This is a genomic window from Sulfurospirillum tamanense (assembly GCF_016937535.1).
GTDB classification, from domain to species: domain Bacteria; phylum Campylobacterota; class Campylobacteria; order Campylobacterales; family Campylobacteraceae; genus Sulfurospirillum_B; species Sulfurospirillum_B tamanense.
Map to the genome: position 1 here is coordinate 1 of NZ_JAFHKK010000026.1, position 24,970 is coordinate 24,970.

General features: G+C 44.2%; 27 protein-coding genes and 1 tRNA gene. 17 read left to right on the plus strand and 11 right to left on the minus strand.

The window, feature by feature from the left end; all coding sequences use genetic code 11:
* Positions 1-227: 227 nt before the first annotated feature.
* The 10 genes from hisH (at position 228) to JWV37_RS10245 (ending at position 8,604) form a co-directional block, all read left to right on the plus strand.
* Positions 228-839: an imidazole glycerol phosphate synthase subunit HisH gene (gene hisH, locus JWV37_RS10200; protein WP_205459700.1), complete on the plus strand. Its 612-nt coding sequence runs from the start codon at positions 228-230 to the stop codon at positions 837-839.
* Positions 840-881: 42 nt separating this feature from the next.
* A complete protein-coding gene (locus JWV37_RS10205; protein ID WP_205459701.1) occupies positions 882-1,175 on the plus strand; it encodes a hypothetical protein in 294 nt (97 codons plus the stop codon).
* On the plus strand, positions 1,153-1,449 hold the full coding sequence (locus tag JWV37_RS10210; protein ID WP_240332166.1) for a type II toxin-antitoxin system RelE/ParE family toxin: 297 nt from the start codon (positions 1,153-1,155) through the stop codon (positions 1,447-1,449). The genes JWV37_RS10205 and JWV37_RS10210 overlap by 23 nt, the downstream gene beginning before the upstream one ends.
* 25 nt (positions 1,450-1,474) lie before the next feature.
* Complete coding sequence (gene hisA, locus JWV37_RS10215; protein WP_205459702.1) at positions 1,475-2,212, plus strand: 1-(5-phosphoribosyl)-5-[(5-phosphoribosylamino)methylideneamino]imidazole-4-carboxamide isomerase; 738 nt, start codon at positions 1,475-1,477, stop codon at positions 2,210-2,212.
* 43 nt (positions 2,213-2,255) lie between these two features.
* On the plus strand, positions 2,256-2,621 hold the full coding sequence (locus JWV37_RS10220) for a chemotaxis response regulator CheY (RefSeq protein ID WP_205459703.1): 366 nt from the start codon (positions 2,256-2,258) through the stop codon (positions 2,619-2,621).
* Positions 2,622-2,627: 6 nt separating this feature from the next.
* Positions 2,628-3,455, plus strand: a complete 828-nt coding sequence (locus JWV37_RS10225) for a 50S ribosomal protein L11 methyltransferase (protein ID WP_205459704.1) — start codon at positions 2,628-2,630, stop codon at positions 3,453-3,455.
* A 6-nt stretch (positions 3,456-3,461) separates the two neighbouring features.
* Positions 3,462-5,489, plus strand: a complete 2,028-nt coding sequence (ftsH, locus tag JWV37_RS10230) for an ATP-dependent zinc metalloprotease FtsH (RefSeq protein ID WP_205459705.1) — start codon at positions 3,462-3,464, stop codon at positions 5,487-5,489.
* Between the two features lie 2 nt (positions 5,490-5,491).
* Positions 5,492-6,136, plus strand: a complete 645-nt coding sequence (locus tag JWV37_RS10235; RefSeq protein ID WP_205459706.1) for a phosphatidylserine decarboxylase — start codon at positions 5,492-5,494, stop codon at positions 6,134-6,136.
* Entirely contained in the window at positions 6,136-6,879 is a 744-nt protein-coding gene (gene pssA, locus JWV37_RS10240; RefSeq protein ID WP_205459707.1) for a CDP-diacylglycerol--serine O-phosphatidyltransferase, read from the plus strand. The genes JWV37_RS10235 and pssA overlap by 1 nt, the downstream gene beginning before the upstream one ends.
* Positions 6,880-7,047: 168 nt before the next feature.
* Complete coding sequence (locus JWV37_RS10245) at positions 7,048-8,604, plus strand: 2-isopropylmalate synthase (RefSeq protein ID WP_205459708.1); 1,557 nt, start codon at positions 7,048-7,050, stop codon at positions 8,602-8,604.
* Here the strand turns inward: JWV37_RS10245 and JWV37_RS10250 are convergent.
* From JWV37_RS10250 to JWV37_RS10275, 6 genes are all read right to left on the minus strand, one after another.
* Entirely contained in the window at positions 8,601-10,943 is a 2,343-nt protein-coding gene (locus tag JWV37_RS10250; protein WP_205459709.1) for a tetratricopeptide repeat protein, read from the minus strand. The genes JWV37_RS10245 and JWV37_RS10250 overlap by 4 nt on opposite strands.
* A gap of 1 nt (position 10,944) precedes the next feature.
* On the minus strand, positions 10,945-12,189 hold the full coding sequence (gene serS, locus JWV37_RS10255; protein ID WP_205459710.1) for a serine--tRNA ligase: 1,245 nt from the start codon (positions 12,187-12,189) through the stop codon (positions 10,945-10,947).
* A gap of 8 nt (positions 12,190-12,197) precedes the next feature.
* Positions 12,198-13,163 (minus strand): tryptophan--tRNA ligase, encoded by a 966-nt coding sequence (gene trpS, locus JWV37_RS10260; protein WP_205459711.1) that lies wholly within the window; start codon positions 13,161-13,163, stop codon positions 12,198-12,200.
* An 89-nt stretch (positions 13,164-13,252) separates the two neighbouring features.
* Positions 13,253-13,762 carry a shikimate kinase gene (locus JWV37_RS10265; protein WP_205459712.1) on the minus strand — a complete coding sequence of 170 codons (510 nt, stop codon included), beginning with the start codon at positions 13,760-13,762 and terminating at the stop codon, positions 13,253-13,255.
* Positions 13,759-15,144 (minus strand): ribosome biogenesis GTPase Der, encoded by a 1,386-nt coding sequence (gene der / locus JWV37_RS10270; protein ID WP_205459713.1) that lies wholly within the window; start codon positions 15,142-15,144, stop codon positions 13,759-13,761. Before der ends, JWV37_RS10265 begins: the two co-directional genes overlap by 4 nt.
* A gap of 6 nt (positions 15,145-15,150) precedes the next feature.
* On the minus strand, positions 15,151-16,248 hold the full coding sequence (locus JWV37_RS10275) for a mechanosensitive ion channel family protein (RefSeq protein ID WP_205459714.1): 1,098 nt from the start codon (positions 16,246-16,248) through the stop codon (positions 15,151-15,153).
* Positions 16,249-16,363: 115 nt separating this feature from the next.
* Between JWV37_RS10275 and JWV37_RS10280 the strand changes: the two genes are divergently transcribed.
* The 7 genes from JWV37_RS10280 to JWV37_RS10310 all read left to right on the plus strand — a co-directional run bounded on the left by JWV37_RS10280 (position 16,364) and on the right by JWV37_RS10310 (position 20,062).
* On the plus strand, positions 16,364-17,275 hold the full coding sequence (locus JWV37_RS10280) for a DMT family transporter (RefSeq protein ID WP_205459738.1): 912 nt from the start codon (positions 16,364-16,366) through the stop codon (positions 17,273-17,275).
* Entirely contained in the window at positions 17,272-18,075 is an 804-nt protein-coding gene (kdsA, locus tag JWV37_RS10285; protein WP_205459715.1) for a 3-deoxy-8-phosphooctulonate synthase, read from the plus strand. Before JWV37_RS10280 ends, kdsA begins: the two co-directional genes overlap by 4 nt.
* A gap of 47 nt (positions 18,076-18,122) precedes the next feature.
* On the plus strand, positions 18,123-18,587 hold the full coding sequence (gene ribH / locus JWV37_RS10290; protein WP_205459716.1) for a 6,7-dimethyl-8-ribityllumazine synthase: 465 nt from the start codon (positions 18,123-18,125) through the stop codon (positions 18,585-18,587).
* 8 nt (positions 18,588-18,595) lie between these two features.
* Entirely contained in the window at positions 18,596-18,994 is a 399-nt protein-coding gene (gene nusB, locus JWV37_RS10295) for a transcription antitermination factor NusB (protein WP_205459717.1), read from the plus strand.
* Positions 18,994-19,677 (plus strand): orotidine-5'-phosphate decarboxylase, encoded by a 684-nt coding sequence (gene pyrF, locus JWV37_RS10300; RefSeq protein ID WP_205459718.1) that lies wholly within the window; start codon positions 18,994-18,996, stop codon positions 19,675-19,677. The genes nusB and pyrF overlap by 1 nt, the downstream gene beginning before the upstream one ends.
* A gap of 50 nt (positions 19,678-19,727) precedes the next feature.
* Positions 19,728-19,874 carry a hypothetical protein gene (locus tag JWV37_RS10305; RefSeq protein WP_205459719.1) on the plus strand — a complete coding sequence of 49 codons (147 nt, stop codon included), beginning with the start codon at positions 19,728-19,730 and terminating at the stop codon, positions 19,872-19,874.
* Between the two features lie 97 nt (positions 19,875-19,971).
* Positions 19,972-20,062, plus strand: a tRNA-Ser gene (locus JWV37_RS10310).
* A gap of 70 nt (positions 20,063-20,132) precedes the next feature.
* Here the strand turns inward: JWV37_RS10310 and JWV37_RS10315 are convergent.
* The 5 genes from JWV37_RS10315 to JWV37_RS10335 all read right to left on the minus strand — a co-directional run bounded on the left by JWV37_RS10315 (position 20,133) and on the right by JWV37_RS10335 (position 24,967).
* Positions 20,133-20,879 (minus strand): tyrosine-type recombinase/integrase, encoded by a 747-nt coding sequence (locus tag JWV37_RS10315; protein ID WP_369407677.1) that lies wholly within the window; start codon positions 20,877-20,879, stop codon positions 20,133-20,135.
* Between the two features lie 127 nt (positions 20,880-21,006).
* A complete protein-coding gene (locus JWV37_RS10320; RefSeq protein WP_205459720.1) occupies positions 21,007-22,323 on the minus strand; it encodes a rolling circle replication-associated protein in 1,317 nt (438 codons plus the stop codon).
* Complete coding sequence (locus JWV37_RS10325) at positions 22,316-23,554, minus strand: type II secretion system protein GspD (protein WP_205459721.1); 1,239 nt, start codon at positions 23,552-23,554, stop codon at positions 22,316-22,318. Before JWV37_RS10325 ends, JWV37_RS10320 begins: the two co-directional genes overlap by 8 nt.
* Positions 23,496-24,554 carry a zonular occludens toxin domain-containing protein gene (locus tag JWV37_RS10330; RefSeq protein WP_205459722.1) on the minus strand — a complete coding sequence of 353 codons (1,059 nt, stop codon included), beginning with the start codon at positions 24,552-24,554 and terminating at the stop codon, positions 23,496-23,498. Before JWV37_RS10330 ends, JWV37_RS10325 begins: the two co-directional genes overlap by 59 nt.
* Positions 24,554-24,967 carry a hypothetical protein gene (locus JWV37_RS10335; RefSeq protein WP_205459723.1) on the minus strand — a complete coding sequence of 138 codons (414 nt, stop codon included), beginning with the start codon at positions 24,965-24,967 and terminating at the stop codon, positions 24,554-24,556. The genes JWV37_RS10330 and JWV37_RS10335 overlap by 1 nt, the downstream gene beginning before the upstream one ends.
* Positions 24,968-24,970 lie beyond the last annotated feature (3 nt).

Here is a 24,970-nt window from a genome sequence, read left to right on the forward strand (position 1 = left end):
TATTGACATCGAGGAAACTGATACGTTCCTCAAATCAGTTAAGAAACTTCGTAAGCGTTTCCAAAACATAGATGATGATTATCGTAATTTTGCTCAAAGTATTAAAGCAAAGGATGATTTAGTTAAAAAAGTTGCCCTAGGATACTAATCTTTGGGCGAGGTTGCTACTCTTTCGCATGGGGCTTCCTATGCAAGAAAGCTACTAAAATAACACAAAAGAGAGTCAAATGATAGGCATCATAGATTACAACATGGGCAACCTTCAAAGTGTGATGAATGCCTTTGAAAAATTGGGTGTCAAGGCAACCCTTATAAGTGACCCTGCTTGTGTCAAAGACTATGACAAGGTCATTTTGCCAGGTGTGGGGGCGTTTAAAGATGCCATGGAGCACCTTGAACATGCAGGCATGGATGAAGCCGTAAAAGCGTTTGCGGCTTCTGGCAAGCCACTGCTTGGCATCTGTCTTGGGATGCAACTTTTGTTCGAAAATAGCACCGAATTTGGGGAAACCAAAGGACTAGGACTCATTCCTGGCAAGGTTGAAAAATTTAATGTTAATCATTTTTCTGCACCCCTAAAAGTTCCTCACATGGGGTGGAACGCCTTACATGTAAAAGCAGCCTGTCCCCTTTTTGAGGGACTTGGAGAGCGGATGTATCTGTACTTTGTGCACAGTTTTCATGCGGTGTGTGAGGCGCAGTATGTGGTAGGGGCCACGCGCTACGGGTATGATTTTCCCAGTGCTGTGCAAAAAGAAAACGTCTTTGGTTTTCAGCCCCACCCTGAAAAATCCCACGAAAACGGGCTAAAGATTTTAAAAAACTTTGTGGAGTTGTGATGTTTAGTGGTAAAATAGATTCCACAAGAGAAGGAGTAACATATGCACTTAGCCATTAAAATTCAAAATAAAACGGTAGCACAAAAAATTTTGTGGCTATTGGAGCGTTTTAAGGAAGATGGGGTGGAGGTCGTTGAGATTGAAGAAAATCAAGAAGCCCTTGATGATGAAACGCTTCAGTATATGAAAACAGAGCAGTTTCAAAAAGATAAAGGCAAACTTCACAAAACCCTCAAAGACATCCAAGGCGGCAAATCAACACCTCTTTCCCAGAGCGAATACGATGCTAAAATACAAGCATTTGAGCTCAGGCTTGGGCAAAAATATGCAAATTGACAGAAGTGAAGAATATTTTTTTGAACTTCAGGCAATTATGGAGTATATCGCCCAAGATAGTTTTAAAAGGGCGCTTGTTTTGCGAAGTGAATTTGATGAAAAAATAGAAAATCTTCCTTTTATGCCTCTGAAAAATAGGCAGTCTGTCTATTTTAGTGATCTTTCTGTGCGAGATTTGATTCACAAAGGCTATGTGATACCTTATAAAATAGACAATAAAAATAGCATCATCACTGTTCTTGGTATTTATAAATACAAAAACAGTATAAAATAAATTTAAAAAACTTTATGGAGTTGTGATGGAGATTTTACCGGCGATTGATTTAAAAGACGGCCAAGCGGTGCGTTTAACGAAAGGTTTAATGGAGAGCGCGAAGATTTATTCAGATGCGCCTTGGGAGTTGGCGCGTGCTTTTGAGGAGATGGGCTCGGCGTGGGTGCATTTAGTGGATTTAAATGGCGCTTTTGCGGGTGAGCCAAAAAACCTAGAGCAGATTAAGCAGATTCGCAAACATTGTAATCTCAAGCTTGAACTTGGCGGCGGCATTAGAGACCTAGATACCGTAAAGCGCTATGTGGACCTTGGCATTGAGCGGATAATTTTAGGCTCCATTGCACTCAAAAAACCTGCCTTTGTGGAAGAGGCATCTAAGGTTGCCACTGTCGCAGTAGGAATTGATGCCATTGATGGATTTGTGGCCGTGGAAGGATGGGCAGAAAAGTCCACCATGCTTGCTACGGACTTAGCACGTCGGTTTGCCAATGTAGGTGTTGAAGCCATTATTTGCACAGACGTGGGAAGGGACGGAACGCTTGGCGGTGTAAATGTGCCTTTTACATTAGAAATAGCTAGAGCCAGTGGTGTCGACACTATCGCCAGTGGTGGTGTGAAGGACATGGGGGATATTGAAGCGCTTTTGAAAAGCAATGAGGTTGCCGGAGTGATTGTTGGAAAAGCGTTTTACGAGGGGACGTTGGATTTGCGCAAGGCGTTTGAATACGTTAGGGCCCAAAACCCTAAAGTAAGTTCAAAGTAAATTAGGCTAAAATGAGTCAAACTTTTACATGTAAGGATGATACGTGAAACTGCTTGTAGTCGACGATAGCTCAACCATGAGACGCATTATCAAAAACACCTTGGGACGACTTGGGCATAAGGATATTTTAGAGGCTGAGCACGGCGTTGAAGCATGGCAGATTCTTTCCCAAAACCCAGATGTTGACGTGCTTATTACAGATTGGAATATGCCTGAAATGAACGGCTTAGAGCTTGTCCAGAAAGTGCGCGCTGAAGCCAAATACGTAGACATGCCCATCATCATGGTAACAACTGAAGGTGGAAAAACAGAGGTCATTACTGCGCTAAAAGCGGGTGTAAATAACTACATCGTCAAACCCTTTACTCCTCAGGTTCTCAAAGAAAAACTTGAAGACGTTTTAAACTGAGCCTTGATGCAGCCGACTTATACAGAACTTCGCATTACCCCCTCTTGCTCCCTTGAACTTTTTTCTGACTTGGTCTTTTCTCTTGGGCAAGAGGCTGTGGAATTTGAAAACGAAACATTAATTGTTCGCAGTGAAGAGTCCCTAGAGATGTTGCGTTTTGGGTTGGAAGCTTTTGCCAAGCGTTTGAGTGAATCTCTTGGCAAGAAAGTCAGCGTAAAATTCGAGGCATGTGAAAAAACCAATGAAGATTGGATTTCCCAGTATCGCGCCTCTATTCAGCCTGTTGAAGCGGGCGGTGTGTATGTGCACCCAAGTTGGGACCCTCCAAAAGAAGGCTTTCTGAATGTCTGCATCGATCCGGCCTTGGCTTTTGGGTCAGGCCACCACCAAAGCACTTTTGGATGCTTGCAGGCGTTGCAAAAGTATTTACCCAAAAACGCTACACTCCTCGACGTTGGATGTGGGAGCGGGATATTGGGCATTACCGCAGCAAAACTTGGTGCTAAAGTGGAGGTGTGTGACACCGACGAGCTTGCCGTACAAAGTGCACTCACAAACGCCGCCCTTAATGGTGTTATGTATCGCCGTCACTGGGTGGGTTCAGTAAATGAAGCAAAAGAGCGCTACGATGTGGTGGTTGCCAACATTATAGCCGATGTCCTCATTATGCTTTCCCGTGAACTCATAGATGCATTAAGCCCTCGAGGCACCCTTGTGCTTTCAGGCATTTTAGAAAAATACGCAAAACGGGTAGAAACGCGTTTTGGAGAGCTCGAATGCGTTGAAATATTTACGCAAGACGAGTGGTGTACGATGATTTTTAACAAAAGGTAACAGACAATGGACCAACGACGAAACAACAATAAAAAGCCAGACAAAAACAATAACTTTTTTAATCAAAACCCTCTTTTAGTTTTTGCTATCTTTTCAATTGTCATTATTATGCTTTTTAAAAACCTTATGGGCCCTTCTCAAGAGGCAGCTTTTGGTGGCACAAACCAAGCGGCTTCAGTGACGAAAAACATAAACTATTATGAATTTAAAGAGCTTATTAAAGCAAATCAGCTCACCTATGTGGCCTTGGGGCAGAGCACGATTCGAGGTTTTGGGCAAGAGGGTGTGGGCAAAACTGTGTATGTCACCAAAAAAGTAGGTGAGGACGCAACGCTTATCCCGCTTTTGGATGAAAAGCAAATTCCTTATGGGGGCTACAGCGAAACCAACTGGTTTACAGAGATTTTATTCTCGTGGGTGTTGCCTATTTTTATCTTTTTCGGCATTTGGATGTTTTTGGCAAGCCGCATGCAAAAAAATATGGGTGGAGGCATTTTGGGAATGGGCAGCAGTAAAAAGCTTGTCAATTCTGAAAAACCCAAGGTGAAATTTACGGATGTTGCTGGGGTAGAAGAGGCCAAAGACGAAGTGATGGAAATCGTTGATTTTTTAAAATTCCCCGACCGCTATATGAAACTCGGTGCTAAAATTCCCAAGGGCGTGCTTCTTGTGGGCCCTCCAGGTACGGGCAAGACCTTGCTTGCAAAAGCCGTAGCAGGAGAGGCAGATGTGCCGTTTTTCTCTGTTTCGGGGTCAAGTTTTATTGAGATGTTTGTGGGCGTGGGCGCAAGCCGTGTACGTGATTTGTTTGAAAATGCTAAAAAAGAAGCACCTGCTATCGTCTTTATCGACGAAATCGACGCTATTGGCAAGAGCCGTGCGGCCAATGGCATGATGGGTGGAAACGACGAACGGGAACAAACCCTTAATCAACTTTTAGCAGAGATGGACGGCTTTAGTTCGGACTCTTCGCCGGTTATCGTTCTTGCGGCAACCAACCGCCCTGAAGTTTTAGATGCGGCTCTTTTGCGCCCAGGCCGCTTTGACCGCCAAGTGTTAGTGGATAAGCCTGATTATAAAGGGCGTGTAGACATTTTAAAGGTGCATGTCGAGGGCATTAAATTGTCACGAGATGTGGATTTGGAGGAGATTGGCAAGCTTACCGCAGGACTTGCGGGGGCGGATTTGGCCAACATTATCAACGAAGCAGCTTTGCTAGCGGGCCGTAACAGCAAATCTTACGTGGAGCAGCGCGACTTGATTGAAGCGGTGGAGCGTGCTATTGCGGGTCTTGAGAAAAAGAGCCGCCGTATTAACCCCAAAGAAAAACGCATCGTAGCATACCACGAGAGTGGCCATGCGCTAATCGCTGAAACAACCAAAGGCGCAAAACGGGTATCAAAGGTGTCCATCATCCCTCGTGGTTTAGCGGCACTTGGCTACACATTGAACACACCTGAAGAGAATAAATTTCTCATGCAGCGCCATGAGTTGCTTGCGGAAGTGGATGTGCTTTTGGGTGGGCGTGCGGCCGAGGAAGTTTTTATTGGTGAAATTTCCACAGGCGCAGGTAATGACTTGGAGCGCGCGACTGACATCATTAAATCAATGGTGAGTGTATATGGCATGAGTGATGTGGCTGGGCTTATGGTGTTGGAAAAACAGCGCAGTAGCTTTTTGGGCGGTGGATACGGCGGAAAAGATTACAGCGATAAAATGGCTGAAGATGTGGATGGGTATATCAAAACACTTTTAGCAGAGCGTTATGAAAAGGTGCTTTCAACGCTTAGAGACTACAAAGGCGCTATTGAAGATATTGTTGTGGCGTTGTTTGAAGAAGAAAACATTGAGGGCTTAAAGGTGCGTGAGATTATTAAAGCTTATGAGGAAAGCCAAAACATGGAAAGCCGACTCCAGCCCTTGCATCACCATGATGATGATTTAAAAACTGCCAAAGAGTCCAAAAAAAGCGAACCAAAACCAACTAAAAAAGAAGAGACAGAGGAAGCACCTGCGTCTTCTGAGGAAAGCTAGGCATGCAAAAAACCCATACAAGCACGCAGATTGTCGCCAAAGAAGGGTGGGTGAGTATTGGCATTGCTTTTGCTCTTTTTTTGGTATCTGTTTTTCTTGGTGTGTTGCCTTGGGTTTTTTTACTTTTGTGTGTTGCCTTAGTTTTTTTATTCCGAAATCCAGAGCGCATTGCCGAAGAAGAAGACGCTTTGGTCATCATAGCCCCAACAGACGGCACAGTGCGTACCATTGAAAAAAGCAAAACCTCTGAGGGTGAGCCTTGTTTGCGTGTTGTGATTGAAAACTCGCTCTTGGATGTGGGTGTCTTAAGGGCGCCATTTGCCCTTGAGGCAGAAAGTGTGCGCAGGCGTCATGGGCTCTTTTTGCCCGTCTCTTTGCCAAAATCAGCACTTTTAAACGAGCAACTGACCTTTACATGTAAAGGTCATAATGCCCTAGTGCAGATGCGTATTTTGGCAGGAGTATTTGCACGAAACCTTACGCTTTTTTTGCCAAAAAAACAGTTTAAATTAGGAGAGCGCTTGGGGTATTTTAATGAGGGCGCAGTGGAGTTATTTTTACCTTTACATGTACGTATTCGCGTTACCCTTGGACAAAGTGTCAAAGCCGGTCAAAGTGTTTTGGGCTACTTTAAAGGTGCGCAATAATGGGCCCCACGAAAGACGGAAAACTTCAACTCATCTACCTTATACCCAATCTTTTTACTGCCGCTAGTGCGTTTTTGGGTGTTATTGGTGTGCTCGCTTCTGTGCGTGGAGAGTTTGAAACGGCAGTGATTTACATTCTTTTGTCTTTGGTTTTTGATGGGCTTGATGGACGTATAGCTCGCATGACGAAAACCACCAGTAAATTTGGGGCAGAGTTTGACAGCTTGTCGGACATTGTGGCTTTTGGCGTGGCGCCTGCGATGCTTTTTTATTTTAGTGCGGGGCACCAGTTTGGCCGTTTGGGCGCTTTGGTGACAGCACTGTTTGTGGTTTTTGGCGCAATTCGACTCGCGCGCTTTAATGTGATGAGCTCGGATAATGAGCCTTCTGTTTTTATCGGTGTGCCTATTCCTACTGCGGCTGTTGTTTCGGCCATGTGGGTCACAATGTATCAAAAATATGGCTTTATGCACGGGCATGAGTGGGTCTTGCTTGTGATGCATGGCGTACTCGCCTTTTTAATGGTGAGCAATGTACGTTATCCAAGCTTTAAAAAACTTGACTTAAAAAAAGCCCATCGCATGAAAGTGTTTATTTACTTGACACTGGGTTTTTCTTTGGTTTATCTTTATCCTGTAGAGAGTGCAACTTTTTTTGTCAGTATTTATTTGTTTTATGGACTAGGGCGCGAATGCTATGTTTTTTGCGTTGCAAAATGGAAAAAAAACAAGTATAATACCTAAATTTTCACAAAGGAGAGGCAATGAACAGTGTTGATATTGGCATCATGAAAGCCATTAAACACCTTCCTAAGATTGAAATCAAAAACGCTCTCCTGCTCCTCTAATCCCTCTTTTTCATCCAATTTTTATTACATGTAACGCTTTTTTAAACCATTTAAAGGATTTTTTATGCCTACAAACACCATTACTATTTTTGATACAACGTTGCGCGATGGGGAACAAAGCCCTGGTGCGTCCATGAATACTGAAGAAAAGATTCAAATCGCCTTGCAACTTCAAAAGCTAGGTGTGGATGTCATCGAAGCGGGTTTTGCTGCGGCAAGTCCAGGGGATTTTGAAGCCATTCATCGCATTGCTTCACAGGTGCAGCACTCGCGTATTTGTTCTTTGGCAAGAGCAGTTGAGCGAGACATTAAAGCCGCAGGCGAGTCTATTGCTCCTGCGCCTTTAAAACGCATTCACACCTTCATTGCTACGAGTCCTATTCATATGGAATACAAGCTCAAAATGAGTCCAGCGGAAGTAATTAAGCGGGCCACAGAAGCGGTGACTTATGCTAAAACATTTTGTGATGATATTGAGTTTAGCTGTGAAGATGCAGGACGAAGTGATGTGGGTTTCATGAAAGAGGTTCTTGATGCGGTCATTGGTGCAGGAGCAACAACCCTTAATATTCCTGACACCGTAGGGTACCGACTGCCGCATGAGATGGCCGCTATTATTAAAGAGTTGTACGGCTTTGTGGGCGAACGTGCAGTGCTTTCGGTGCATTGCCACAACGATTTAGGCTTGGCTGTGGCTAACTCTTTGGCATGCTTGGAATCGGGTGCACGTCAGATTGAATGTACGATTAATGGCCTGGGTGAGCGCGCGGGAAATGCAGCGCTTGAAGAAATTGTTATGGCAATTCGCACACGTCAAGATATTTTCGCTCCATTGACAACCAACATCAACATTAAAGAAATTTATCCTACTAGCCGACTGGTAGCTTCCATTACGGGCATTGAGCCCCAGCCCAACAAGGCAATTGTAGGTAAAAATGCTTTTGCTCACGAGAGCGGCATTCACCAAGATGGTGTGTTGAAGCATCAAGAGACCTATGAAATCATCAATGCCAAAGATATAGGCCTTGAGAAAAACTCTCTTGTGATGGGAAAACACTCGGGACGCCATGCATTTAAAGATAGACTAGCAACCCTTGGGTACACTTTAAATGACACAGAACTTAATGAAGCATTTGTTTTATTTAAAACGTTGGCAGATCAGAAAAAAGAGGTTTTTGATGACGACATTCGCGCTTTGGTGGCAGAAGAAATCACAAAAATTCCCGAAATTTTTGAACTCGTAACCTTGCAACTTTCTGATTGTAATCCTGGTGGTGTGCCAAACGCGGCGGTTACTATTCGCCACGAGGGCAAAGAAACCACAGATGCAGCCATTGGTAATGGGACAATGGATGCAGTATTTAAGGTTATTGACCGAGTGTGCGGCGTGAATGGCCAGCTTATGGATTATAAGGTAGATGCTGTTACTCAAGGCAAAGACGCATTGGCGCGTGTTGTTGTAAAGGTCGCATTCGATGATCAAAAACCTGCTGTTATGGGGCACGGTTTGAGCGTTGACACGATGTGGGCAACAGCCAAAGCATACATTGGCGCACTCAACAGCTACATGACAATCCGTGAAGGGTTGCGCATGAGAGGATTGGAGAAAAAAGGTATTTAGTTTTCAATTTTGAAGCTAAAATAATCAGACACAAAGCCGCTATTCCCAATTGCATTAAATTGGATGGCGGCGCCCTCGTAGTTTTTCACTTCTTGGTATAAAAGTCCTAAGGCGTAACGGCTTTCGATGTTTGCTGGGTCGATGCGTTTAGAAAGTTCAAGCAAGGCGATTGCATTGGCGGGTTGTCCTGCCCCAATCGATGCGACTGCTCCAAGGAAAATCGTACGGCTATCTTGTTGTTTATAATCATCAATAAGTTGATTGTAAAACGTATATGCCTCTTGGAAATGGTGGGTGTAGATGCTAAGATAAGCTACGGTATTGACGATGCTCTGGACATCTTTGGTCTCTTTTTTCATGCGTTCAATGAGTGCAGCCCGTTCATGGTGAAGCAGCCCGCCAATTTGTAAAAGTTTGGTGTATTGCTCTTTGACTACTTTAGGGCCGTAGTAAAAAGCATCCATGTCTACTTCAAGTTTTCGAAATTCAATTTGAATGGCCTTGGCGTATGTTTTAATCTCATTGTCGCCAAATTTAGCATGAAATGCCAAGATATTGGAAACAAGGTCGCGAGGAAGGGCTTTTTGCAGTTCCTCGGCTTTGGTGAGATAAGTGCTGGTATTATTGATGAGTTTGGAGATAATAATGTCAAAAACAAGGTAGAAGGGAGACTTTTCTTTGGTTTCTTCTAGCCACCTTGCCATGGAGAGCTGGTTGTTCTCAACTAGGTGGATGAGTGCGATGTAAGGGTTGCTTTCTGGCAAGACAGGGTCGCTTTCTAGGGTTTCTTTGATGTCATTTGCAAAAAGCTCGGTGTCGCGTCCAATCAAATCAGCACTCATGAGTGCAAAGGCGCCAGAGAGGTAATTGCGAGGATTGAGACGATAGCTGGTCGTAAAGTGACGGTTGGCCAAAGAGTAATTTCCTAGCTGTGCATAAGTAAGACCAAGATTGTAGTGCAAAATAGCGTGTTGTGGATAGGTATCAATCATTGACAACAACAACTGGTTGGCTTTGTAGACTTGGTGGTCAAGGGCGTAATTAAGCGCTTGGGTCATGGCAGCATTAACCCGCGAGATATTAGAGCCTGCTTGAAGGTAATCAAGGGCATCGCCTACGGCATTTGCTTCGATGTTGAGACTGCCTTTGCGGATGTAATCAATGGTTTGTTGTGCATTGAAAATTTTGTAAGGTGCAAAATAAAAGAGCAAGTCGTAGCGTTTTTCTTTGTTAAAAAAGTTACCTTCCTTAAAATCTTTTTGAGCTTGGTTGATGTCAAAAAGAGATGTTTTGAGGGTAGTTTGAATGGGATAGGTTTGGGTAGCAAGGTCCGCAAAGCGCTCTTGGGCCCCAAGGAGAAGAGTGGCGGTATTTTGAAGGTTGCCAAGTTTCGACTCTACAAGAGCCAAGGCAATTGTTGCACGACGCTGTTCTATGCCAAGTTCCATGGCTTGGGTGAGTTGCGCTTTTGCAATGTCGTATTCACCGATGCGCGCGTTTAAAAGCCCAAGTGTGAGTGCGTTGTATTGATTAGGGTGAGCCAAAAGCGTATCAATGGCAGGTAGGTTTGCATCCAAAAAGCTAAGAACTTTAGACGCAAGGTAGCGTTGTCTTTCCTTGTAGTGTTCGCTTGTGGGGTGAGAAAAAGCCGAAAGAGCTTCGTAGTAGAGGTTTTTGTAGTAGTGCACAAGACCAACATAATAAGAATAAAGAGGCGAATTACTCTCTTCGGGAAGGTATGTTTCGGCCAATCCTAGATAGTAATTAAACAACGGCTGGTTTTCAAGCTCGAGAGCACAAACGGCAGCATTGATGGCGCTAATGGCACGATTTTCATGATTAAGGATGGCTTTTTTGAAAGACTCAAGGCCTGCGGCAAAATCCTCTTCTCGCATTTGCGCTACGCCAATATTGTAGTGTGAAAGCGCTTCGTTAAAGATAGCAATCTCTTCGTAAAGTTTTAGCGCCTCACTTTTGTTGCCTTGGTCGTAGAGCATGTTGGCTTTTTTGAGCATGGTTTCTAGTCTGGAGGGACCAAAAGATTGTTCGGGTGTTTTGCGCTGTAAGTCTTTGGCTAGTTGGGAGGGATCTATGTCGCTAGGTTGAGTTTCTTTGGCACTTTGAAAAATAAGAACCAAAAGAAGAATGATGAGGAGCAAAAGCCCTACGCCACCTGCCCCCAGCCATAACATCTTGCGAGATAATTTTTTAGAAGACTTGTTCTGAAGGGGAGGAGTGGGTCCCTCGCCTTGGCTTTCAAGCTGAAACTGAGGAGAGTCAATAGCATGAATCTCCTTGCTACTGTCATCCTCTAAAATTACAATCTCTTCTTCTGCCATCTTACATGTACGCCTTTAAGACTTCGGGGATGGCGATGGTGCCATCTTCGTTTTGATAATTTTCCATAATGGCAATCAGGGTACGTCCTACGGCCAAAGAGGAACCATTGAGGGTATGCACAAGGGTGTTTTTCTTGCCATCTTTAAAGCGAATTTTGGCACGTCTGGCTTGAAAATCGCGGGTGTTGGAGATGGAGCTAATCTCGCGGTAGCGGTTTTGGCCTGGGAACCACACTTCAAGGTCGATGGTTTTAGCCGCGCTAAAGCCCAAATCTCCGCCACAAAGAAGCACATGGCGATGAGCAAGGCCTAGTGAGGAGAGGAGGTCTGAGGCGCACGCCACCATGCGTTCAAACATCGCTTCGCTTTGGCTAGGATGCGTAAGGGCTACCAGTTCTACTTTGTCAAATTGGTGTTGGCGAATCATTCCTCTAGTGTCACGTCCTGCACTTCCTGCTTCCTTGCGAAAACAAGCGGTTGCAGCGGTGTAGCACAAAGGAAGCGCTTCAGCGAGTAGAATTTCATCGTAGTAAAGGTTGGTTACGGGAACTTCGGCGGTGGGGATGAGGAACAAGTCCTCTCCCTCTATCTTAAACAAATCGTCCTCAAACTTGGGGAGTTGTCCTGTGCCTGTGAGGGTAGGGCGGTTGACGATGTAAGGAACGGCAACTTCTTCAAACCCACGCGCACGGTTAAAGTCAAGCATGTAGTTAATCAACGCCCGTGAAAGCCTTGCGCCTTGGCCTTTCAAAACAGAAAAACGGCTTTTAGAGAGTTTGACGCCTCTGGCAAAATCAATCCACTCTTGCTGGGCATCAATGTCCCAATGCTCTTTGGGCGTAAAGGTAAAAGTAGGGGGTGTTAGCACGGTTTTAAGGATGATATTTTCTTCTTCGTCTTTGCCCTCAGGGACGCTTGGGTCTGGCATGTTGGGAATGCTAAGGGCCAAGGCCTCAAGCCGCTCTTCAAGGTCTCTTACCTCTTGCGTGTGCTCTAAAATAAGCGCCTTATTGAGGCTAAGTTCTGCTTTGAGGGCTTCAATATCGCCACCATTTTTAGCCGCCATGCCAAAAGATTTGCTTTTGGCATTTTGTTCGGCTTGGAGGGTTTCAAGCGCTTGGCGTGCTTCTTTGAGGCCCAAAGAAAGGGTGCGCAAAGTGCTAACTAATGTTGAATCAACATGTTTTTTTTCCAAGGCGGCTTGGACGGTTTCAAAATCGTTTTGCAGTAATTTTACATCTAGCATTATCTGTCCTATCGGTAAAGACCAACCGCAGGGCGGATGGCTTCCATGGTTTCTTGGGCAATGTGCCGCGCTTTTTGTGCCCCTTGTTCGAGAATCTCAAGCACAACATCGGGATTGTTTTGGTAGTAAGCACGACGTTCGCGGTTTGGAGCAAAAGAGTCCCAGATGAGTTCTTTGAGGTACATTTTAAAATGCCCATGTCCCTCGCCACCACGCTGATAACGGCTAATCAGTTCTTTTTGTCCTGCCTCGTCTAAAAAGAGTTTGGCTAGGGCAAAAACGTTACATGTAAAGGGGTCTTTGGGATCTTCGAGGGGCGTGGAGTCTGTGATGATGGCAGAACAGCGTTTTTTGAGCTCTTTTTCAGTGCAAAAAATATCAATGGTGTTGCCGTAGCTTTTACTCATTTTGGCCCCATCAAGTCCTGGAACAGTGGATACTTCTTCATCGACTTTAAAATCAGGCAAAGTAAAAATCTCGCCGTGGTCGTTGTTGAATTTAACAGCGATGTCGCGAGTGATTTCTACGTGCTGAATCTGGTCTTTGCCTACAGGAACACATTGGGCATGGTAAAGCAAAATGTCCGCTGCCATCAGTACAGGGTAGGAAAAAAGCGAATGGTTTGCCCCAATGCCTTTGGCGACCTTGTCTTTGTAGCTGTGGGCGCGCTCAAGGAGTCCCATGGGCGTGTAGCCTGAGAGTATCCAGTACAGCTCCAACACCTCTTTGACGTCTGATTGTACCCACAGCGTGGTTTTGGCAGGGTCGATGCCTAAAGAAAGCAAGGTGATGGCCGCGTCTAGGGTATTGTCTTTAAGGGCTTGGGGGTCTTTGAGGGAAGTCAGGGCGTGGTAATTGGGAATAAATAAAAACAGTTCATCCTTTTCTTGTAAATCCACCATCTGTTTGATTGCGCCAAAATAGTTGCCAATGTGCAAAGCGCCAGAGGGTTGGATGCCAGTAAGTGTGCGCATTAAGTGTCCTCATTGTGTTGTAAAATGGGAAGATTATAGCTAAAGTAAAAAGAAGATTGGGTTAAAGCGGGATACCCAATCTGTTTTGGCTAACGCTTGAGCCTCTTTTTTAACTCTTTGACAATGTCTTGAATACTTTTACCCTCTACATGTAAGACAATATCGGCTTTTTTTTCATACAAAGGCGCACGTTTGTCAAAAAGGGCTTTGGCCTTTTCTTTGTCGGCAAACAAAGGGCGTTTTGCCAACTTTTGTTCGGCGTTGGGGTGGGTGAGGATGCGCTCTAAGATGCCTTCAAAACTGGATTTAAGGTAAACGACTGTACCTATCTTGTTGAGGTTTTCGACCATGAAAAAGCCCCCTCCGGTAGAGATGAGGGTGTTTTTGACATGCTTGCTAAGCCAAGAGGCTACTTGGCTTTCTTTGGCCCGAAAATACGCTTCGCCCTGCGCGGCAAACACTTCTTTGATGCTACGATTTTCCATGCTCTCAATGATGTCATCCGTGTCAAGTCCTACCATCTCCATGTGGGCACAAAAAGCCCGCGCAATGGTGCCTTTGCCCACTCCCATGAAGCCAATAAGAATGATGTTTTTCATGCGCCGCTACTCTCGTCTTTTTCGCCCCGTTTGCGGGGAATGAGAATGATGGGCGTACCCTCAAGTTCAAAGCTTTCTCTGAGGCGATTCATAAGGTAGCGCTTGTAGCTAAAGTGCATGGCTTTAGGGCGGTTCATCACCAACGCAATGCGTGGTGGGCAGGTGTCAAACTGGGTGGCAAAGTAGATTTTGACCAGTTTGCCCTGATCGCTTGGGAGGTGGTGGCGAATGCTGGCTTCTTCTACGAGTTCGTTGAGCTTGGAAGTGGGAATGCGTCTGGCGTAGTTTTCATGCACTTGCAAGATGAGGTCGTGAATTTTTGCCACCCGTTTTTTGGACAAGGCTGAAACGGTGATGATGGGCGCGTAGGCGAGGAATTTAAAACGGTCGCGCACGGCTTCGGTGCTGTTTTTAAAATCTGCATGGGCGATGTCCCATTTGTTAAGGACGATGATGCAGCCTAATTCGTATTTTTCTACCAAGCTGGCGATGCGCTCATCCAATTCTGTAAAGGGCTGACTGGCATCAAGTACCAAAAGGGCGATGTCGGTGCGCTCTAATACGCTTTGGGTACGCTTGAGGGCGTAATGCTCGATGCCTTCTATGCGCCCACGTTGACGAAGGCCGGCGGTATCGACAAAATTAAAAATCGTCTCGTTGTACATAATGCTTTCATCCACAGGGTCAATGGTGGTGCCTGCCACGTCACTTACGACTGCGCGCTCCTCGCCTACAAGAGCGTTTAAAAGAGAGCTTTTGCCGACATTCACGCGACCAATGATGCCGATGTTGATAGTCGGGTCTTGAGGCTCTTCTGGGAGAAGTTCTTCGGGTTCCTCTTCTGTAAAATCATCCCACTCGTCTTCATCTTCTTCTATTTGGGGCGCCTCTTCAAGAGCAGGCAAAAAGGTGAGTAGCCATTTTTTGAGATTGCTAGTGCCGCGATTATGAGAGACGGACATAGGGATGAGCACTTCAGCCCCAAAAGAGCCAAATTCCCATGCGCGTTCTTTGTCTTTATCGTTGTCGGCTTTGTTAACCACCAGAGCAGTGGGTTTGCCAAGCTTGACAAGAGAGTAAAACAACTTTCGGTCTTCTTCATCGGGATAGTTTTTACCATCGACGAGGTAGAGAATAATGTCAGCCTTTTTGGCCGCCGAAAGAGACATGGTTTTTACTGCTCCAAACAGTGCGCTACTCTCATCTAGTCCACCTGTGTCGGTGAGCAAGCAAGGGCGTCCGTCGATGTCGATTTGCTGGGTGCGCACATCTCTTGTGGTGCCGCTAAAGTCTGAAGTGATGGCGATGCGTTCTTTGGCAAGACGGTTAAAAAGCGAACTTTTTCCGACGTTTGGTTTGCCTAAAAGTGCGATATGTAACATAAAATATTAGCCTTTGTGTGTTGTAATAAGTTCGGGAGGAATAGAATCAAGATGCAAGGTTTGTGTCGGGAATGCAAAGGAGGCATTGTTGCGTTCAACGATGCGCATAAGCTCCAGATTGACCTGTTCACGGACTTGAAGATACTGTGCCCAAACGGTAGTTTTGGTGAAAAAATAGCAAAAGATATTTAAACTGCTGGCGCCAAATTCATCAAAATAGATCATAATGGTGTCTTGATGGATGGCTTCGTTATTCTTAAGGTAAACACGAATCTCTTCTAAAATGGCTTCCATTTGTGCGGTGCTTGTGCTGTAAGTCAGCCCCAAAGACATGCGAATACGCCGTTTGCCCATGCGCGTCCAGTTAGTGATGGCGGCATTGGCGATAGTGGCATTGGGTACGGTAATGAGGGCTTGCGCGAAGGTGCGGATTTTAGTGGAGCGAATGCCAATGTCTTCCACAACCCCTTCTACTTCACTGGTTTGTACCCAATCGCCCACGCGAAAAGGGCGGTCTGTGAAAAGCACGAGAGAGCCAAATAAGTTTGCGACAGTCTCTCTGGCGGCTAACGCAATGGCTAAGCCCCCAAGGCCCAAAGAAGCCAAAAAAGCGCTTACGTTCACACCCCATATTTGCAAAATGCTCATAAGTCCAAACGCAATGACAATTACCCGCAAAGTTTTGATAATAAAATTTTCAATATCACTGCTAAGTTTTTGACCAAAACGGGTGGAAAAAGCACTAAAAAGCGTGCTAAATTCGGTGATGAGGCGGTAGAGCATCCAAAAAAGAACAAAGGTACCAAGGCTTCCGATGAGGTTGTCCAAAAAACTATCCAATGCTTCAAGCTTGAGGCTTTGCTTGGCAAAGTAGACGCCTAAAAGTACAAAAACAAATCGCAACGGAGCCTCAATGGCATCTACAAGCTTTTCATCCAAAGACGTTTTTGTTTTGGCAGTAAAAGACTTAAGTGCGGCTAGAATTGTTTTGGTAAAAACTGCACGTAAAAAAAGAAAAAAGAAAAAAATTGCTATAGCAAGGGCAATGTCGTATAGCCGAAGGTTAAGCAATGTTACATCTAAAATTTCTTGAACGTGTTCCATAAAATCCTCTTGAGTGAGCAGTGGTTTGTGTGAAGTAAATGGGATTTTAACACAAGGTAGATTAAAATAGCGTAATTCTTAAGAAAAGGCCGCCATAGTGAGAGATTGGAGTGAAATGCTTTTTAGAAAAAAAATAAAAAGCAAAACACAAGGGTTAAACGAAGGAGTGCGGCTGATTGTGCTGGCTTCGTTCTTTTTTGCGCTCATGGGTGGGTTTGCCAAGGTGTTAAGCGCCATGATGCCACCGGTTGAGGTGGTGTTTTTTCGCAATCTCGTGGGCGTTGTTTTGGTGGGTGTTAGTTTGTATAAAGTGCCTATGAAAGAGCAAGGTGGCAAGCCGTGGCTACTGTTTTTTCGGGGGTTTATCGGATTTTTGGCGCTGATGGCCTTTTTTTACAATATCGCGCATATTTCTCTGGCAAATGCGATGACATTTTCTTACACCTCCCCTATCTTTATGGCCTTGTTTGCGGGATGGTTTTTGAAAGAATCCATTGGGTGGCGCGGTTGGGTGGCGGTTGGGTTTGGCTTTGTGGGCATTGTTTGTGTGATGCAGCCGAGTGGTTTTGCTTTGACAAAAACAGATGTTTTGGGCGTATTGAGTGGTGTTGGAGCGGGGCTGGCGTATGTGAGTGTGCGTGAGCTGAAGCGCTATTACGACACGCGTGCCATTGTACTTTCGTTTATGGCGATCGGCACACTTGGACCATTGCTTTTGATGTTTTTGAGTCCTTATGTTGCCTCTAGCTCTTTTGACTTTATGCTTGGCGAATTTGTGATGCCCTCAGGAAGGATGTGGTTTTATATCTTGGGAATGGGGGCTTTTGCCACGCTGGCACAAACGTACATGACCCGTGCTTATGGTGGGACGCGTGCGGGTATTGTGGGGGCAGCTAGCTACAGCAACATTCTTTTTTCCTTGGGAATAGGCTTTGTTCTAGGGGATGGCCTCCCAAATCTTTTAGGCTTGTTTGGTATAATGTTGGTCGTTTTTGGCGGAATTTTGGTAGCGAAGGAAAAGGCATGATACTTATTGCAGGCCCGTGCGTGATTGAGAGCAAAGAGCTGTTGTTTCGCGTGGCAGAAAAGCTAGCCAAGTACCACGAGGACCCTGCGGTTGATTTTTATTTTAAAGCCAGCTTTGATAAAGCTAATCGCACCAGTCTTGAGAGTTTTCGTGGGCCTGGCATGGAAGAAGGCTTGAGGCTTTTGGAGGAAGTGCGTCAGAATTTTGGGTTTTCGCTGTTGACGGATATTCACGATTATACGCAAGCTAAGCCTGTGGGCGAAGTGGTGGATGTGCTTCAAATCCCCGCTTTTTTGTGTCGCCAGACCGATCTTTTAGTGGAAGCAGCTAAAACATCATGTGTGGTCAATGTCAAAAAAGGGCAGTTTTTAAACCCCGCAGACATGCGTTACTCGGTGAAAAAAATCCTCGAAACCCGTGGGGTAAAAGAAGAAGGGTATGCGGCGGCAAAAAAAGCAGGCGTGTGGCTGACGGAACGAGGCACGACGTTTGGGTATGGTAATCTTGTGGTGGACATGCGTGCCCTTGGGATCATGCGCGAATTTGCTCCCGTGATTTTTGATGCAACCCATTCGGTGCAAATGCCAGGAGCCGCAGGAGGCAGTAGTGGAGGAAAGCGGGAGTTTGTAGCACCTTTGGCAAGAGCTGCGGCGGCGGTTGGGGTAGATGGGTTCTTTTTTGAAACCCATGTGAATCCCTGCGAGGCGCTGTGCGATGGGCCAAATATGTTAGATTTAGAGCAATTAGACGCAACCTTGCAAAGCCTTCGTGCCATCGAAGTGGCGTTGCAAGGTTGCTAAAAGCGCCACAACGGCGCATAAAAAACACTTACATGTAAAGGAATAAAATGCAGATAATTGAAGGAAAATTAGCCTTAGAGGGTAATGAAAAAGTTGCGATTGTTAATGCGCGGTTTAACCACATCATCACGGACCGATTAGTAGAGGGCGCGCGTGATGCGTTTTTGCGTCATGGCGGCAAAGACGAAAACCTTGACCTTGTGCTCGTGCCAGGTGCGTTTGAGATTCCTATGGCCCTTGAGCGCCTTTTGGCGGGCGGGAAATACGACGCGGTATGTTGCGTGGGCGCGGTGATTCGTGGTGCGACGCCGCATTTTGACTACATTTCAGCCGAAGCGACTAAAGGCGTGGCAAATGTGGCACTTAAATACGGTAAGCCTGTCACCTTTGGGGTGTTAACGGTAGATAATTTGGAGCAGGCGATTGAGCGAGCAGGCAGTAAGGCAGGCAATAAAGGGTTTGAATCGATGGTGGGCATCGTGGAACTCTTGAGCCTTTACCGTCAGTTTTAGAGCGCATTATGGCAACACGACATCAAGTGCGCGAAAGTGTTGTGGGCTTATTGTACGCTCACGACATTGGCAACGAGGGAAATGATAAATTTATTGAAGAACTTTTTGAAGAGAAGAAAATCCGAAACCAACAGCGGGTTTTTGCACTAGGGCTTTACGAGGGCGTACAGGCCAATAAAGAAGCCATTGACAAGGCCGTAAATGAACACCTTAAAGAGTGGGAACTTGAAAAACTTGGCACCATAGAGCGCGCGATTTTGCGCCTTGGGACGTATGAGCTTTTGTTTACGGACATGGACAGCGCTGTGGCGATTAACGAAGCCATTGAACTGGCCAAAGAGCTTGGCGGCGACACTTCGCCCAAATTCATCAACGGGGTGCTTGACGCGCTCAAGAAAGAGCTCTAATGCAGTTGTGCGTGGCGCTGGATTTGCCTTCACTTTCTCAAAACCTTGACCTTGTGCGCGCGTTGCGCGGGCTGGATGTGTGGATGAAGGTAGGGCTTAGGGCATTTGTGCGTGATGGCAAGCCTTTTTTGGAAGAAATCCGTGCCATTGACCCTTCGTTTAAGATTTTTTTGGACTTAAAATTACACGACATTCCCAACACGATGGCAGATGCCGCCGAAGCGGTGACGCAGATGGGCGTGGAGATGTTCAACGTCCACGCTAGCGCGGGTAAAGAAGCGATGCAAACGGTGATGGCGCGCGTGAACACCATGCCAAAGCCACCTCTTGTGCTTGCCGTTACCGCGTTGACAAGTTTTGAAGAGAAGGGCTTTAGCGCAGTCTACAACGCAAGCATCGAGGCCAAAGCCACCCAGTTTGCCAAGGATGCTTTTGAGAGCGGCCTGCATGGTGTGGTGTGCTCGGTGTATGAAAGCCAAAAGATTAAAACCTTTACATGTAAAGAGTTTCTGACGCTTACACCAGGCATTCGCCCTTTTGGTGAAGAGGCGGGAGACCAAAAACGTGTTGCGACGGTAGAGATAGCCAAGGCTGAAAAATCAGATTTTATTGTGGTGGGACGTCCTATTTACCAAGCGGCTGATCCACGGAGTGTGGTGAAGAGTATACTGGAGCGTTTTTAGGTGGAATTGTTTTTGCTTTTTTAGTGCATCCCACTCAAGAAGGAGTTTTTATGCAGTGTCTAGTACGCAAAGCGGAACTCATCGCGATGCTAAAAGCAAGAATCGAAGAGGTTAAAGCCCAAGACAAACGTGCGGCCCGAAAACTTGAAAACCTCCTAAAACGCGCCATTTCTGCTCCAGAAATCGCAGTAATTTAGCCCATAGCCTTTACATGTAGCACTTTACATGTAAAGGCTATTTTATTTTAAGGGTAGTATTAGTAACAGATGTGTATAATTCCCATCTACTTTTTGCGGACAGATGGGTGAGTTGGCTGAAACCACACCCCTGCTAAGGGTGCGTCGGGGAAACCTGACCGAGGGTTCGAATCCCTCTCTGTCCGCCACAAAACCCCAAATTTAGGGCTTTTGAAGCCTTTTTAAAAACTTTTAATTTCCTCTTTCCTAGGCTCCAGGCTAGTTATAAACACTCATAGAACGGTTAAACTTTTCATTTTGTCTTTGAAGATAATTTACATACACATTAAAAACCATTTCGGTAGAAGTGTGCCCCAAGAGTTGCGCCAATTGTACAGGGGTAACGAGGTTGCGATAAAGCATATTAGTTGCGTAAGTGTGTCGCATAGTGTAAGGACGTCGATAATCCAAGCCTAGAGCCTTTAAAGCAGGTTTCCATGACTGGCATATAAAAACGTAAGTATCACGATAAGGTTGACCGTATTGATTAGTAAGCATATAAGGACAACCATTGTAAAGTCCGTGCATTCTCTCAACATATGGGTAAAGTAAATCTATGATTGGTATATCCCTTTGGCTTCCATGGGTCTTGGTCATGCCCTCGCCAAATCTTGAACGAGTAGAGCGAATTTTAATAATCCTCTTCTCTAAGTCAACCTCACTTTTTTTAAGAGCTAGTATTTCTCCCGTCCTCATGCCCGTATAAAACCCAATAGCCATTAAGTAAACATAATTGAAATTTGTACCTTTAACATACTCTAAAAGGGCTTTGACTTCATCGGCTGTAAAGGGGTTTATTTTTGGAGTGGTGTACTTTTCAGGCTTTACATGTAAGACGGGGTTTTTTTGAATAATGTCATCGTAGTAGGCAACATCGAAAATACCTTTAAGCACCGTTAAATAGCCCTTTTTTGATTTTGGGGTAACGTCTTTTAGGGTGAGATACCAAATCTTAACATCACTCACGCGTAAATCTTCGATGTTTTTCCCCTTGAAATAATCAAAACGAAGCCTACAAATGCCTAAAACCTTGTCGAGATAGCTTGGCTTCCATGTGTGGGAATTGAGTCTTAAGTAAAGGTCTAGGCATTTGTCAAATAGCATAATAATCAAGCCCCACTTTTTCAAAATCTGCATAGTTTCGCTTTGCTAGTTCATTGTGAAAGTTCGCAATATAAGCAGGGTTAATTTTTTCATCTTCAAAATCTAAATCTTGCCAATGCTCAATAAGCTCAAGGTCGGTCATTTGGTAGGGCATTTTGCGGAGTTCTTTTGTAAAGCCGTGGCCGTTGGTGTAGCCTATTGGCTTATCGTCTAACAACACTGGCACGAAGTCTGGCAATGGTTTATTTTTGTCTTGGCGCATAATTGGTTTTGGTTCAATTTTGCAAGATGTTTCATTTAGAGCTTTGTGGGCTAGAATACGTCCCGCGACGGTGTAGGTGTAAGAGCCTTTGTGATAAATAATCTCTTTTTCAATCTGAGGGAATGAAAGGCGAATATAGCCAGTTTCTATATCCCACTCACACACGCTTTCTTCCTCTTTGCGTAACTGCGAGAGCGTAAAAAGGTCTTTTTCCATAAAGAAGATTTTACGATAGACCCAAAGAGGGATAGTAGAACGTGACGTTAAAAAACGTCTCACTTTGTGCTTAATATACCATGCAGTAAGTTCATCCATATCTTGCCCCTCAGCAACGTTTACAAAGGTTTTTTGGATGTATTTCATCACGTAGCCAGTAGGATTGGTTAATGTAAATTGGAAGCCGTTAATTTCACCGTTAAATTTTTGCTCAATTGATAATTGGTTATTTTTTAGGTTTTGCGGAGCATGAAAGACGTTTTTAAAGCTTTCCAACGCTTGAAAGATAGAAGCGGAGGGGATATACAGAAGCGCATGGATATGTGGCACACCGTCCTTTTTATGGGGCTCAAATGCGCGTATATAATTTATTTTTTCACCGCGTTTTCTTAGTCCTTGAAATGGAGCACGATTTGAAAAAATATCCCAAAGCTTATTAAGAACCCCGACTAAATCACGAATATTTAAAGAAATTTGATTATTGATTTTATACTTAACCTCTGTGGGGATGTTTTGCATGTCCTTAGCCGTAAAACGGCCAAAATCGCCACGCAAGGCATCCCGCCAACACCCGTTAAGGGTAATGGTTAAAAAGATGGGTTTATGCTTGCAATCCATCGCTAGAGAGTGGATTGTATTAGAGCGATTTGTGACTTCTGCATAATAACGCTTTGAGAGATTAGCACTCATGGAAAAATCAGCAAAAGAGCGGAATTGTCCAGTGCCTGTAAGCACTACATTGTTTTCAAGGTATGAGCGTTGATTTTGGATTTTTTCAAGAGCGATAAGAATATCCTCTTTAGAAATACCATAGGGGCGCTTACTCATTTTTAGACTCCCCAACCTTAAAGCTAGGAGTTTTTTGATAAATTGACAAGGGGGCGCTTAGATGGCGCTCGCTCGTCCCTCCCTCGGCACCATCCGCGCGCCCCATGTCCTCTATGATGATACTAATTACTTTTTGGTTTTGTGTTGTGCCTGCATGAGAAAACGCAAGACCTAGAAGGGGTATATCTCCCAAGAAAGGCACTTTTGTATTTGTTGTTTTATTCTCCGTCTTGGTAATGCCCGTAAGTATTAGCACTTCCCCGTTTTGCAGTTTGAAGTCTTGGGTGTATTCTATTTTTCTCGTAGTTGGGCGTTCTGTAAGATTAGTAATGTCCTCGACAATAAGAGAAAGTTTTAAAAAAGTGTATCCTGTAAAAATGCGTGGCGAAATGTTTACATGTAAACCAACATCTTTATATTGAGTTTCTTCTTGAGTGGTGGCCTTGCCATCTTGTATACTAGTAGTGCTGACTTGATAGGGGATAGTATCAACGTATTTTAAAGAGCTTGGGACATTATCACGAAGCATAAGAGTGGGACTTTGCTCAATCGTGGTGACTCCGTTTTCTTTTAAGAACTCTAGTTCTGCTTTAAACTGGAGGTATTGGGAGTGGGTAAAAGTGCTTGCAGAGCCGTGGGAATTTAGCACCGCGCCCGCATAGGTATCAAGGTTAAGGGTTAAACCCGAAATCTTAGAGCCAACATTCTGAAGCTCGTTAATGTCCGTCGTAAGGATAGTAATTTTTACATCACGTTGAGCCTTTGGAACATCTAAAGATTGAAGAAAAGTTTGGATTTTTTTGTGTTGGTCGTTGGTGGCACGGTAAGAGACAGCGTTAATACTTGGGGCATACTGTACGGAAATTTCATCAAAAACGCTTAGGGTTTCGTTTACATCTTTTGGGTCAGCGTGGGAAAATCTGTGAAGATAGTATTTTTCCTCAATAATAGGAATAACTTGGATATATTGCGCAGTGTGGGAAAGCCTAAGACCCTGTGATTTTAATGAAGACTCAAGAAGTGGAAAAAAAACAGCATCGTTAACATCACTCGGAATAAAAAAGTTGATGTTTTTTAGGTCGGAGAGTTCATCACTTATAAAAACAGCTTTGCCCGTCGTAAAGCTTACTATCTCAATAAATTCTAAGTAAGAAACACGGCGAAGAGAATTGTCAGCGAATAGACTCACTGACAAAAGTAGGAACATCAAAAGATTTAGTATCTTCTTCATCTTGGACACCTTTAAAAATAGTTTGTAGGTCTGGACTAGCTAGAAAAGAACCGCGAACAAAGCCAAAACGATTTTGTTCATATTGCATGAACTGGCTATTAGTGGAAGTAGTCAAAATGGCTAAATGTGCCAAAGGAAAGCGCAAACCGTTTGAAATGCAAATACTGTTAAGACACTCAAAAGGTATCAGAGTAAATCCCTCGTAAGTAAAAGAAGCATAAGCAGGAGAGTCTGGGACAGGCGCAGGTACAGGCGAAGGCAATAGCGTTACTGGAGCAGAAACAAGAGCAACCTCTTTTTTTTGCTGTATGTCTTTATTGGCAGACTTTAAAGAGTTTGTATAAAAAATAAAAACAACGACTAAGGGGATAAAAAGAGCGAGAGAAATTAGCAAGAATTTTTTAATAACGTTTTCGCCTTTGGTATGACCACCGCTTACAAAGTAAGAAAAGACATCATTTTTTTTTGTGTTAATCTCTTCTACTCCAAACTTATCCGCTTTAGTCATACGAGAGCTAATAAATTTAGAATATTTTAGCTTATGTGGAAAAAGGCGTAGCATGGAGCTATGCGCCTTATAAAAATATTCTGGAATTGCTTTATATTTTGAATGAACTAGACCAAGGTTTTGAGTAATCATAAAAATGTCTTGAAAAAAGTGCCTATGGTAAGTTAGCCACCAAATTAAGACAGTATTTGAACGGTCAAAGTAGTTATGGAATTCGTCAATGACAAAAAGACATTTATGGAGTTGCAATCTAGTTGCAAGATGGTTTAAGCGTTTATCAGACCATTTATTCTTTTTGTGACGCACATTTAAGCGAGTAAGACATTTTAAAAGAACATCGAAATCAAGATTACGACAATTTGCAACCCGTTCAAATTTAAATTCATTAATGTTTGTATAGATATATTCATATTTTTTTTGATTTTCGACGAGATGGTCAACTGCCTTTGCACTCTTGCCAGAACCGGGAACACCAGTAATAACTACAAGCATTATTTAGACACCGCAGAAGTAAAACCAGTATATAAGGAATAAAAAATAATAGAATAAGTTTTTAATATGATATAACTAACTTTGAGACCCAAAATAGCAAAAAAAGTACCTTGTATTGTCTGAAAACCTGAAATTACACCAGAAGCGTGCAAAGCGCACATTAAATGATTAAGAACAGCACCACCACCCGAAATAGTCGCAGGGTTAGAGAGTAAATCTATGAGGATATCAATAGCTTTATAAATCTCCTTAAAAAGAAGTACAGCACTTTCGACAAAAAGCCATAAGCCACCAAGAAATAAAACATAAAGAGAAGCTTTTGCGATTTTAACACCCCATGAGCCAACTTCTTTTGCTGCAAGATAACCGCCAATAGTAGTACCAACAGAAGTTGCTATGAGTGGAATAGCCATTTT

Bases quoted from the DNA above. Each gene is read 5' to 3' on its own strand.
- hisH (WP_205459700.1), top strand. From the start codon at position 228: ATGATAGGCATCATAGATTACAACATGGGCAACCTTCAAAGTGTGATG.
- JWV37_RS10205 (WP_205459701.1), top strand. From the start codon at position 882: ATGCACTTAGCCATTAAAATTCAAAATAAAACGGTAGCACAAAAAATT.
- hisA (WP_205459702.1), top strand. From the start codon at position 1,475: ATGGAGATTTTACCGGCGATTGATTTAAAAGACGGCCAAGCGGTGCGT.
- JWV37_RS10225 (WP_205459704.1), top strand. From the start codon at position 2,628: ATGCAGCCGACTTATACAGAACTTCGCATTACCCCCTCTTGCTCCCTT.
- ftsH (WP_205459705.1), top strand. From the start codon at position 3,462: ATGGACCAACGACGAAACAACAATAAAAAGCCAGACAAAAACAATAAC.
- JWV37_RS10235 (WP_205459706.1), top strand. From the start codon at position 5,492: ATGCAAAAAACCCATACAAGCACGCAGATTGTCGCCAAAGAAGGGTGG.
- pssA (WP_205459707.1), top strand. From the start codon at position 6,136: ATGGGCCCCACGAAAGACGGAAAACTTCAACTCATCTACCTTATACCC.
- JWV37_RS10245 (WP_205459708.1), top strand. From the start codon at position 7,048: ATGCCTACAAACACCATTACTATTTTTGATACAACGTTGCGCGATGGG.
- JWV37_RS10250 (WP_205459709.1), bottom strand. From the start codon at position 10,943: ATGGCAGAAGAAGAGATTGTAATTTTAGAGGATGACAGTAGCAAGGAG.
- serS (WP_205459710.1), bottom strand. From the start codon at position 12,189: ATGCTAGATGTAAAATTACTGCAAAACGATTTTGAAACCGTCCAAGCC.
- trpS (WP_205459711.1), bottom strand. From the start codon at position 13,163: ATGCGCACACTTACTGGCATCCAACCCTCTGGCGCTTTGCACATTGGC.
- JWV37_RS10265 (WP_205459712.1), bottom strand. From the start codon at position 13,762: ATGAAAAACATCATTCTTATTGGCTTCATGGGAGTGGGCAAAGGCACC.
- der (WP_205459713.1), bottom strand. From the start codon at position 15,144: ATGTTACATATCGCACTTTTAGGCAAACCAAACGTCGGAAAAAGTTCG.
- JWV37_RS10275 (WP_205459714.1), bottom strand. From the start codon at position 16,248: ATGGAACACGTTCAAGAAATTTTAGATGTAACATTGCTTAACCTTCGG.
- JWV37_RS10280 (WP_205459738.1), top strand. From the start codon at position 16,364: ATGCTTTTTAGAAAAAAAATAAAAAGCAAAACACAAGGGTTAAACGAA.
- kdsA (WP_205459715.1), top strand. From the start codon at position 17,272: ATGATACTTATTGCAGGCCCGTGCGTGATTGAGAGCAAAGAGCTGTTG.
- ribH (WP_205459716.1), top strand. From the start codon at position 18,123: ATGCAGATAATTGAAGGAAAATTAGCCTTAGAGGGTAATGAAAAAGTT.
- nusB (WP_205459717.1), top strand. From the start codon at position 18,596: ATGGCAACACGACATCAAGTGCGCGAAAGTGTTGTGGGCTTATTGTAC.
- pyrF (WP_205459718.1), top strand. From the start codon at position 18,994: ATGCAGTTGTGCGTGGCGCTGGATTTGCCTTCACTTTCTCAAAACCTT.
- JWV37_RS10305 (WP_205459719.1), top strand. From the start codon at position 19,728: ATGCAGTGTCTAGTACGCAAAGCGGAACTCATCGCGATGCTAAAAGCA.
- JWV37_RS10320 (WP_205459720.1), bottom strand. From the start codon at position 22,323: ATGAGTAAGCGCCCCTATGGTATTTCTAAAGAGGATATTCTTATCGCT.
- JWV37_RS10325 (WP_205459721.1), bottom strand. From the start codon at position 23,554: ATGAAGAAGATACTAAATCTTTTGATGTTCCTACTTTTGTCAGTGAGT.
- JWV37_RS10330 (WP_205459722.1), bottom strand. From the start codon at position 24,554: ATGCTTGTAGTTATTACTGGTGTTCCCGGTTCTGGCAAGAGTGCAAAG.
- JWV37_RS10335 (WP_205459723.1), bottom strand. From the start codon at position 24,967: ATGGCTATTCCACTCATAGCAACTTCTGTTGGTACTACTATTGGCGGT.